This is a genomic window from Janthinobacterium sp. LPB2021202312-11-4 (genome assembly GCF_037049705.1).
GTDB lineage: Bacteria > Pseudomonadota > Gammaproteobacteria > Pseudomonadales > Pseudomonadaceae > Aquipseudomonas.
Window position 1 is genome coordinate 1 of the sequence record NZ_JBAGKV010000060.1, and the last position, 10445, is coordinate 10445.

At 52.9% G+C, this 10445-nt stretch carries 12 protein-coding genes and 1 pseudogene; 9 read left to right on the forward strand and 4 right to left on the reverse strand.

The window, feature by feature from the left end; all coding sequences use genetic code 11:
• Positions 1-85: 85 nt before the first annotated feature.
• Positions 86-283 (reverse strand): metal-sensing transcriptional repressor, encoded by a 198-nt coding sequence (locus tag V5E99_RS30525; RefSeq protein WP_499806211.1) that lies wholly within the window; start codon positions 281-283, stop codon positions 86-88.
• On the opposite strand from V5E99_RS30525, the pseudogene V5E99_RS30530 reads away from it, so the two are divergent.
• Positions 236-544 (forward strand): annotated as a pseudogene (locus V5E99_RS30530) (cation efflux transmembrane domain-containing protein); the annotation flags it as partial. The gene V5E99_RS30525 and the pseudogene V5E99_RS30530 overlap by 48 nt on opposite strands.
• Before the next feature lie 24 nt (positions 545-568).
• Here the strand turns inward: V5E99_RS30530 and V5E99_RS30535 are convergent.
• The 3 genes from V5E99_RS30535 to flgB form a co-directional block, all read right to left on the reverse strand.
• Positions 569-1492, reverse strand: a complete 924-nt coding sequence (locus tag V5E99_RS30535; RefSeq protein WP_499806213.1) for an NAD(P)/FAD-dependent oxidoreductase — start codon at positions 1490-1492, stop codon at positions 569-571.
• 487 nt (positions 1493-1979) lie between these two features.
• Positions 1980-2375, reverse strand: coding sequence for a DUF305 domain-containing protein (locus tag V5E99_RS30540; RefSeq protein WP_256730477.1), 396 nt, complete (start codon positions 2373-2375; stop codon positions 1980-1982).
• A gap of 703 nt (positions 2376-3078) precedes the next feature.
• Positions 3079-3492, reverse strand: coding sequence for a flagellar basal body rod protein FlgB (gene flgB / locus V5E99_RS30545; protein WP_499806215.1), 414 nt, complete (start codon positions 3490-3492; stop codon positions 3079-3081).
• A gap of 378 nt (positions 3493-3870) precedes the next feature.
• Between flgB and V5E99_RS30550 the strand changes: the two genes are divergently transcribed.
• From V5E99_RS30550 to V5E99_RS30585, 8 genes are all read left to right on the forward strand, one after another.
• A complete protein-coding gene (locus V5E99_RS30550; RefSeq protein WP_499806217.1) occupies positions 3871-4077 on the forward strand; it encodes a co-regulatory protein PtrA N-terminal domain-containing protein in 207 nt (68 codons plus the stop codon).
• Positions 4078-4255: 178 nt separating this feature from the next.
• A complete protein-coding gene (locus V5E99_RS30555) occupies positions 4256-6223 on the forward strand; it encodes a copper resistance system multicopper oxidase (RefSeq protein WP_499806219.1) in 1968 nt (655 codons plus the stop codon).
• A 12-nt stretch (positions 6224-6235) separates the two neighbouring features.
• A complete protein-coding gene (locus V5E99_RS30560; protein WP_499806220.1) occupies positions 6236-6484 on the forward strand; it encodes a hypothetical protein in 249 nt (82 codons plus the stop codon).
• Complete coding sequence (locus V5E99_RS30565; protein ID WP_499806222.1) at positions 6456-7430, forward strand: copper resistance protein B; 975 nt, start codon at positions 6456-6458, stop codon at positions 7428-7430. Before V5E99_RS30560 ends, V5E99_RS30565 begins: the two co-directional genes overlap by 29 nt.
• A 9-nt stretch (positions 7431-7439) precedes the next feature.
• The gene (locus V5E99_RS30570; RefSeq protein WP_499806223.1) at positions 7440-8255 is read left to right on the forward strand and encodes a c-type cytochrome; all 816 of its coding nucleotides are present in this window, start codon (positions 7440-7442) and stop codon (positions 8253-8255) included.
• Positions 8245-8712, forward strand: coding sequence for a DUF411 domain-containing protein (locus tag V5E99_RS30575; RefSeq protein WP_499806224.1), 468 nt, complete (start codon positions 8245-8247; stop codon positions 8710-8712). Before V5E99_RS30570 ends, V5E99_RS30575 begins: the two co-directional genes overlap by 11 nt.
• A gap of 217 nt (positions 8713-8929) precedes the next feature.
• Entirely contained in the window at positions 8930-9676 is a 747-nt protein-coding gene (locus tag V5E99_RS30580; protein WP_499806225.1) for a helix-turn-helix transcriptional regulator, read from the forward strand.
• A gap of 68 nt (positions 9677-9744) precedes the next feature.
• Positions 9745-10445: sterol desaturase family protein (locus V5E99_RS30585; protein ID WP_499806226.1), on the forward strand; the 701-nt coding region annotated here is incomplete at its 3' end.

Consider the following 10445-nt stretch of genomic DNA (forward strand, 5'->3'; position numbering starts at 1 on the left):
TTAGGTTTTCCTTCCCAAATCAGCGCTTGAGAGCGCAGATTCCTTCCGAAGGTAAGAGCGCCGTATGCTCGGGCTCCCTTTGGGTTCATTTCAAATATGAACGCAGAGCCGAGATGACCTGATCCAGGTCGTTTTGACGTTGCTCTGGAGTTACAGCTTCAGCGCCTAGATGCTCACGGATCTGCCCTTCGAGCACCTCTGCCATCAATCCATTCACCGCGCCCCTCACCGCTGCCATTCCCACACGCATGATCATGGGCATGGGTATGGGTATGGGCATCATGATCTAAACCTACGTTCTGCCTACATGCATTTACTGGCTGACGCGGCTACTTCGGTACTCGCTATTCTAGCTTTGATTGGGGGAAAATTTTGGGGAGCCGCCTGGCTCGCCCCTGTGATGGGTATCGTTGGCGCAGGTCTTGTAGCCAGTTGGGCATGTGGTTTGATCCGTCAAACAAGCCGCGTACTGCTGGATGCCGAGATGGATGCCCCGATCGTCGAGGAGGTACGGGAAGTCATTGCCTCTAGCCCAATCCCGGCAAGATCGTCCTTGGATATCAACTTTTTAGCGATAATTATCCTTGAGGGTATTGTGTATCGCGGTTGCCGCAGTCGCCGCATGGGCGACTCCAACACTCATCTGATTGAGCGCATTAACTACATCGCCCGCGGCATACAATCCATGGACTGACGTCCGCTGATTGGTGTCCACCAACAGCTCGCCCTTGCTGTCAACATTTACGCTTAGACTTTTCGCCAACTCGGTCCGAGAGTTGCAGCCAAGCATCGGGTATAGGGTGTCAAAACTGAGTTCGCCGCCGCTCGCTAAGCGTAGCGACAAACGATGCCCTTTGATCTTGCGGATATGTGCGATCGGATCCTCGATGATCCGGATCCCTGCCTGTGCAATTCTGAGACGTTCGTCGTTGTCTAGCCCCGTGTCGCCCGGTTGCACAAAAAAGGTGAGCTGGCGGGTGTAGGTCCGAAGAAATAGTGCATGTCTGAAGCCTTCCTTGGCGGAGGCGAGAAGAGCAACGTCCTGATCGATGACATCGTATCCGTCGCAAATCGGGCACCAGCGCACATAGCCACCAATAGTGGCCTCACGCAGATTGGGAATATCGGGGTGTTTATCAACAACGCCGGTGGCAAGAATCACAGTCAACGCCACAACGTAGTCATCGTCGATATTGGCGATAAAGTCATTCCCTCGCTTTGTTAGCGATTTTACGGTGGCTCGCCGGATATGAACATTGTAGCGCTCTGCCTGCTTGCGCAGCCGTGTCAATAACTCGGCACCCGAAACACCCTGAGGAAAACCCGGATAGTTGTGCGTGATCGGGATCAGCTCTGCACGGCTCTGGCCGGCGTCGACCAGTAAAACCTGTCGACGATAGCGTGCCAAATAGATAGCCGCCGTCAGCCCGACAGGGCCTGCACCGACGATAAGGCAATCCACCGCATGATATTGAGCCTGTTTGCTTGTCATCTAGCGCTCCAGTTTTGCCAATGCTGTCGGATGCCAGAGCCCTAACGTAGTGTACTGAGGCCCTCCAGTTCGCGCGAAACCAGCGGCCATATCCAGGGTCGCAGCGGGGCATGATTGTCTGGCAGACCACGCAGCACTTACCCGAAGATTGAGGAGTAGTGATAGCAGGGTAATATCGACCATCATGCTGTTATCGAAATTAGCCCGGACAGAACGCTTTGGCCCACGTCCTGGTTACGTTCTATCACTTCCTCTCCTAAGCCGGTCGGGCTTCACAGGCGCAAGGACAGATCATCGTCTCGGGCTCAGATCAGTGCCCCTGTTTGCAGACCTTTGACCAAGCGCGAATGCTCTGGAAATCCATGGTCCAAGCGGAGCTTGGGTTTGCTCCTACCATTCAATGTGATGCGCACGGGTGAGAATCACCGGCTAAACCGGTGCGGAAATTTCTGTCAAAGATGCAACGCACAGATCGACATCACCATGGTCATGGTTTTTTATTCGCTTTAATCCACTGATCGAATACGGCGATTTCCTTTTCCTGTGCGGCAATTATGTCCTTGGCCATTCGGAGCATCTCTGGATTTTTCCCGTTCTTGAGTTCGGCTTGCGCCATCTTGACTGCCATCTGGTGATGCATGCGCATGTTGGCCGCGAAGTCATAATCCACATCGCCGGTCTTGGACATACCACCCATTTTTTTCATGCTGTCCATCTTCGAGTGATCCATCTGCTCGGAAGGCATCGGCATTGTTTCGCTTTTCGCGGGTTCTGCGGCATTGGTCCACGTCGGCGCTGTCGCCATGACAGCGACAGCCATCGCTACCGCCCTCACTGATAAAGTGAACCGGTTAGTGCTGCTGTGCTTGATATGCTGTGACATTGTGAATCTCCTGGTTAAAAGGCGGAAGATTGGCATATACATACGGCTGCGACATTTTCGATTAAAAACATCTGATCATTTTTCGGCAGATAGCGAATGAGAATATGGCAAATAGATGCCAGACGTGATGTGAGCAGGAAACTGTTTCATGGGGTTCCGGCACCTACGTACTCAAGGGCTCATATTTCACCCTAGACCACGCTAGGCGGACAGTCGACAGAAATGAATATTACATTCTTGTCAGGTTTCAGTCGGTTAGCATTTCGTCGCGAATATGCTGTAGGGAAAGCCTAAAAAACTATGGTTGAGCCCAGATAGAATAGATGACTTTCGCGAATGCCGAGTCCGCCAACAGACCCAAGCAGACTCGCAACCGCTTCATATTCATATTCAGATGAATCAGTTCTTAATGTGGAAGGGATTCATTACCTTGATGGAACGAGACAAACTACCCGAATGATAATGGCGATGGTCCAGCGCAGACGTCAGTGATCCGGTCGTGGGTAATATCAATAACCGTCAGGCCAATACGCCTTCCTGGTGCCAACGCTTATGAGTTAAAACAGCCTCCACTTAAATTATGCGAGCCTTTCGCGCTTAGTGTTGGAGTCATTTAGGCAAATCTTAGCTATAAAGATGAGCCATTTCGGACCGGTGAATTCCCCGGTAAATTACTGCCAACAAGCGCTTGCCCTTTTACTTATCAGTCACCTCGAAGAACTTTAAGCAAACTTTTAAATGCGCCATTCAATCTGGTAAACGCGGCATCAAAATGTACTTCGTTTTCTGCATATTTTGCGACCTCGACCTGTTGATCTACAGTATTTTGATCAATGGAGGGTTGGTTCGGCATACTGTAAAGCAAAACACCGCCATGATGGTCATCTGCTGAGTTTTGGTCGGAAATATGTTTTAGGTTTGTTATTTTCAAAGAAAACGGCGTAGCAAGAGCTCCTTTTGTCTGGCCTGCAAGCACAGCAGAAAAGTCTAAATCCTGGGCCTTGAAGTTCGGTGTATCGGCGTTAGCGATGTTATTGCTCAGTACCTCAGCTCTTTGGCTACGATAAATTAGCGCTCTTTCTGCGGAGCCAAACGCTTTTTCAAAATTAATACTCACATCCACCATCCTCAGTAGCGCTGCTATTACCGCTAATATTGAATACTCAAGTGTTAAACGCACTGTTTTACATGATGACGTATTCAATTCCATTACAGGTGCTAAAAAATCGCCATGCCACCTAAAAGGAAGCTTACAAAACCGCATCGTTAAAACTTTTAATCGATAAATAGCGGCATGTGATTCCGGATCGAGACCTTACGAATTAAGTAGTGTGTTTCTCAAGAGAAATATTGCAACCTGACACAACTGTAATATTGACCTAAGGTTCCTGACAGGGGATGAGTCTTATAGTCCTATTGAGCCTTAAGCTCACCCCGAAGAATCAACGCTTGATGTCGATTCAGGGGTTACCAATACTCATCCGAGGAAACCCAAATGAACCCTATCAAAACCTTGTTCGTCATCGCTGCTCTGACCGTATCTTCATTGGCTATGGCTGAAGGCGGTGGTGACCGGACTTTCACACGCATGGAAGCGGCTAGGAATAATTCGATGGAATCGTACCAAGTAGCTCAAACGCAAAGCTCCCAACCTCCCGTCGCAGAAAGTAAAGCTAAAGCGATGGACCACAAGAATTGCTAAATCGCTGGGTACATCCCCAAGCTGACAGAAATGTAATCACTGTGGTGGTTTAAATGTGGCAATTTCTGAGCTCGCTTGCCGTAACAGTTCGTCTTTTGTGACGGTTGGCGAAGCTCATCCGGGCAACTCATTGGTTGTTTCGCACGGCTTCCCTTTTGATTGATTGGACGTAAACGGCATGCATTCCAAAACCTCTAGACGGACATTCGTTAAAGGCTTGGCCGCTGGTGGCATTCTCGGCGGCCTTGGCCTATGGCGCACTCCTGTATGGGCAGTGACCAGTCCTGGTCTGCCGAACGTACTCACCGGCAACGAATTTGATCTGTTTATTGGTGAAACCCCTGTAAACATAACTGGCTCGCCGCGCACAGCCATGACCATCAATGGTTCGTTGCCCGGACCTTTGCTGCGCTGGCGCGAAGGCGAGACGGTCACACTGCGTGTGAAAAATCGCCTAGACCAAGACACCTCCATTCATTGGCACGGGATCATTCTGCCCGCCAACATGGATGGTGTACCGGGTTTAAGTTTCCATGGCATCGCGCCCGATGGCATGTACGAGTACAAATTCAAGGTGCATCAGAACGGTACGTACTGGTACCACAGCCACTCTGGTTTGCAGGAGCAGGCAGGCGTTTACGGTCCAATCGTCATCGACTCGAAAGAGCCTGAACCTTTTCAATACAACCGCGACTATGTGGTGATGTTGACTGACTGGACCGATGAAGATCCTAGTCGCGTCATGGCCAAGCTCAAGAAGCAATCGGACTACTACAACCACCACAAACGTACCGTGGGCGACTTTATCGACGACGTCAGCAAGCAAGGTTGGTCTGCTGCCGTGGCCGACCGGAAGATGTGGGCTGAAATGAAAATGAACCCCACTGATCTCGCAGACGTCAGTGGGGATACTTACACCTATCTCATGAATGGCCAGGCGCCTAACGGTAACTGGACCGGTATTTTCAAGCCGGGCGAGAAGCTGCGCCTGCGCTTTATCAACGGCTCAGCTATGAGCTATTTCGACGTCCGCATCCCTGGTTTGAAAATGACCGTTGTGGCGGCTGACGGCCAACATGTCAAACCAGTCAGCGTCGATGAATTCCGCATCGCCGTGGCAGAAACGTATGACGTGATCGTAGAACCTGCCAGCGAAGAGGCTTACACAATCTTCGCCCAGTCCATGGATAGAACCGGTTATGCACGTGGAACCTTGGCAGTTCGCGAAGGATTAAAGGCAAAGGTACCTGCGATCGATCCTCGGCCGCTTTTGACCATGGATGACATGGGTATGGGCGGTATGGCGGGCATGGACCATGGCAGCATGGCTGGTATGGGCGGCGGCGATATGAAACAAGGTGACATGTCAGGCATGGCTGGCATGGACCACAGCAAGATGGCGGGAATGGACCAAAGTGACATGACCGGCATGGACAGCGGTGACATGACTAACATGGCCGGCATGGACCACAGCAAGATGTCGGGCACGGACAAAGGCGACATGTCCAACATGGCCGGTATGGACCACAGCAAGATGGCGGGAATGGACAAAGGCGACATGTCCAACATGGCCGGCATGGATCACAGCAAGATGGCAGGGATGGGCGGTATGGGGGGCGAAATGCAGACTCACCCAGCGTCCGAAACCAACAACCCCTTGGTTGACATGCAAGCCATGAGCCCAACGCCAAAGCTAAACGATCCAGGCATCGGTTTGCGGAACAATGGTCGTCGAGTGCTCACCTACTCAGATCTGAAAAGCACGTTCCAAGACCCTGACGGTCGCGAACCCAATCGCACCATTGAGCTTCATCTGACCGGTCACATGGAGAAATTTTCGTGGTCCTTCAACGGCATCAAATTTTCTGACGCCGAGCCGCTTCGTCTGAAGTATGGGGAGCGTCTTCGCATCACCCTGGTGAACGACACCATGATGACCCATCCCATCCACCTTCACGGCATGTGGAGCGACCTTGAGGATGAGAACGGCAAGTTCATGGTGCGCAAGCACACAATCGACATGCCACCAGGTACCAAGCGTAGCTATCGAGTCACCGCTGATGCCTTAGGTCGCTGGGCTTATCACTGCCACCTGCTTTTCCATATGGAAATGGGCATGTTCCGTGAAGTACGGGTTGATGAGTAAAGGAGACGATCTGTGAGCACATACCTAAATCGTAAATCGCTGGTCGGTTGCCTCTTTGCCGTCGGCTTGATGGGTGGACTCTCGTCCTTGGCGCTGGCAGTCGAAGATAGTAGTGATCATTCACCTGCTACTCCTGCAAAAGCAACGAACAAGCCTGCAACTACGACAAACGAGTCAAAGCCCGATCACGGGTCAATGGACCACAGCAAGATGAGCCATGAGTCGATGGATCATGACCAAAAAACCAAAAAGGCAGATTGAGATCATGACCAGTAAGTTTTTACGCCCAACGTTGATGGCACTGGCAGTCTCTACCAGTCCTGCTTTCTTTGTCGTGGCTCACGCCGCTGAAGAGATGGATCACTCCAAGATGGACCGCGGCTCAATGGGAGCTATGGACCATAGCAAGATGGGGGCTATGGATCACAGCAAGATGAGTATGGATGACGGGCAAATGGACGGAATGGAAAGTATGGACGGAGGGGCGACTACCACCAGTCGAACCCCAGTCCCCGTACTTACCGACGCTGACCGTGCAGCCGCCTTTCCAGATGTCGCTGGTCATGGTGTCCACGACAAAAAAATCAACTCCTTCATGCTGCTGGATAAGTTTGAGTACCAGGATGCTGACAACGGTAGTGCATTGGCCTGGGATGCAAAAGGATGGATCGGCGGTGACGTTGATCGACTGTGGTTGCGCTCGGAAGGCGAACGTACCAATGGCGTAACGGAAAACGCTGAACTCTCAGCACTTTGGGGGCACTCCATCGGTCCATGGTGGGATGTCGTCACCGGCGTACGACAAGACTTCAAGCCCGGGTCACCACAAACTTGGGGAGCGCTCGGTATTCAGGGCATGGCCCTCTATAACTTTGAAGCCGAAGCGACTGCCTACATCGGTGAGAACGGTCAAACCGCTGCTCGATTGGAAGGCGACTACGACATTCTGCTGACCAATCGCCTGATCTTGCAGCCGACGGCCGAAGCCAATTTTTACGGGAAAAATGATCCTCAGCGCGGCATTGGGTCTGGATTGGCAAACACCGAAGTAGGGCTCCGATTGCGTTATGAGATTGTTCGCCAATTTGCCCCTTACATTGGGGTTAGCTGGAGCCGCTCCTACGGCAATACGGCAGACCTGGCCAGCGATGAAGGAGAGGATGCGAACGAGGCGCGATTTGTCGCCGGTATTCGGATGTGGTTTTGAGGGCCTGACATGAAAAGAACATTGAAAACATTGACTGCTGCCGGGGTGGTCGCCGCAATAGTAGGTGCCGGCGTGGTGTATTTTGGTGTAATTAATGTTGGGGCGGATGATCCACATTCCTATCCCGTTCACTCGCTACTTTCCACCGCTCGGGATCGCTCGATCGAAGTGCGCTCACGCGACATTAAAGTCCCCGACCTGAGCGAAGAAGCTCTCATCCGCGCAGGTGCTGGCAACTACAACTCTATGTGCATCGGTTGCCATCTGGCTCCGGGTATTGCAGGAACCGAGTTAAGTAATAGCCTTTACCCTGCACCTCCGAATCTTTCAAAACTGGGCGTTGATGGAAACCCTGCCGCAGCTTTCTGGATCATCAAGCATGGAATCAAATCCACAGGCATGCCCGCTTGGGGTAAAAGCATGGCCGATCCCTACATATGGGGAATGGTCGCTTTTCTCCAGCAGCTGCCTTCATTGGATGCAGAGCAATACAACGCTCTAGCAACCAGCAGCAGTGGTCATCAACACGGTGGCGGCGAGAGCAAAATGCATAACCATGAAGGCCAGCATGAGGGCCAAAGAGGGGCTGTCGCGGGGCATCATGATGCGGGTGCAGCCGAAGAGATAGCAGAAGCAGGCGACCATCATGGCGAGAGAAACAGCGCCCATGCCCATGAAGCGGCCTCAGCGCCTTCTCAGGATGAAAGTACCGAACACGCCCATCCTCAGGTTGTGGAGGCTTCACATGACGCTCCTGCAACTCTGGCCGTTCAGCCAAAAACTCATACCCACGCTGATGGGAAGGAGCATACCCATGCGAAATAACTTTCTTCGTCCCGGTCGGGCACTTCGCCTCGCTGCATTCGCGGCTCTGTTTATCAGTTCAACTGGTCATGCAGCAGAGTCGCTGACGATCGACGTCCATCGTGACGCTAACTGTGGATGCTGCAAGAAGTGGATCCAGCACCTTGAAGCTAACGGCTTCACCGTCGTTGATCATGTAGAAACCAACATGAGCGCGGTCAAGCAGGATCTCGGTGTTGCTCCACGACTCTCGTCCTGCCACACAGCAATGATCAATGGAAAGTTTGTTGAAGGCCACGTGCCCGCCGAGCAAATAGTTGCCTTGAGCAAGCGCGATGACCTTATCGGGATTGCTGTGCCGGGGATGCCGGCAGGCTCGCCTGGTATGGAGGTCGGTGGGAAGCAGGATGCTTATCAGGTCATCGGTCTGAGCAAAGCAGGTACTGACCAAGTGATCGCTGAGTACCCGGCAAACTAATCACAAACGTTCATTACCCGAACGGTGACAAACCGGTCGAACCGGCGTCGGCAAAAATTTTCAAGTACCCAGGTGCGAAAGCACGGTAAAGAAATTGGGAGTCGGCGCACGAATAGCCCATCATGGCCCAGCATCAATACGATGCCGCAGTCAGATGCCGAATGACTATACGTGTGCAGTCGGCACGGACAAAAGTGGAAGTAGGCCGAGCTAGAGAATGAAGAGCTGGGTTACAGCAGAGACCGTGCGCTGGGCAGGTCATGCATGGGTTGGCCCTGGTATCGGTGTCTTTTATGGCCATGCCGGTCACCAAGAATGGCACCTCCATCATGCGCATCAGATCTCAGTTGGCCTCGACTCAACTGTATCGGTTCAAACCCCGATGGGTATTCAAACAGGGGGCGCCATCTTCATTCCGGCCGGTTTGAAACACCAGCTGAGCGCCGGTCACGTTCTGTCGATCTATGTGGATGCGCTGTCCGAGGAAGCCCGCACTCTGCGGGGTGCGGAAGACGCGAGGGTGATTTTGATCACTCCGGCGGACGTAGCGCCGATAGTCGACGCACTGCACGAGCCAGGACACACTGATCTCCAGGTTAGGACCGGGGTGCGCCAGGCGCTGCGACTGCCCGATCTCCCGCCCCCAGATCCTCGCTTGATCAAGATATTTGAGGCGCTGAGCAGAGGCCAAATGGGACGCGAAGAGTTGGCCGCGGGGGTGCATCTATCCCCCACGCGGTTTTCTCATTGGTTCGTGGAGCATACGGGGCTGCCGCTTCGCAGTTACGCGAGATGGTTACGTCTCACGCAAGCCCTGCAGCATTTGGCCAAAGGTGCACGGCTGACCGACGCGGCTCATCAGGCGGGTTTTTCAGACTCGGCTCATTTCTCCCGGACATTCCGGGCGCTACTGGGTATCGATCCGTCATCCGCCTTGGCTGAAGTTCATCTCCAGGAGACTTAGCTCTTTCGTTCAAGCCGAAAGCTGGCTTCTACACATATTGTGATGGTTCCATATCCAGGAGCTGAGCAATGCCTTCCTTTCTCCGATTCGCCTTACGGTGGGTTAGCTATCCACTCGTGTTTGGCGGCTCTGCCACTTTCATGATCTGGACGCTGTATACCGGCGTACCGTATTGGCCCACGACTCCCCTAGTTGCGGCAGTGGGACTTTTGCTCATCGCTGGCTTGGAGCGCATCCAACCTTTCCGCGAAGCCTGGCTTGAGGATCATCAAGACACCGCGACAGACCTGCTGCACATGCTGGTGAACCTTTCCGTCATTCAATTCACAGCTGGAGTCCTGGTCGAGCTTGGTGATGCGGTGCCAGCTTCGGTTCGTCTCTTTCCGAACAAGAGCCCGCTGTGGCTGCAGTTGCTACTAGTCATCGCCGTGCTCGATCTGAGCCTGTATGCGATGCATCGGATCAGTCACCGAGTGTATTGGCTATGGCGTTTTCACATGCCTCATCACAGCGCCGAGCGGTTGTATTGGATGAACGGGGAGCGACGACATCCTTTGCATGCGGTGCTTATGGCGAGTCCGGGGCTGGCGATCCTGTTCGCATCAGGCGCACCCTCCGCAGTTGTGGCCACCTGGTTTGGAGTTCTAACAGTGCACTTGGCCTTCCAGCATTCGAACCTGGACTACCGGGTGGGATGGTTGCGCCACATTATCGGTGTTGCCGAAATTCATCGCTGGCATCACAAACGCGACTTTGAAGACGCCCAGGT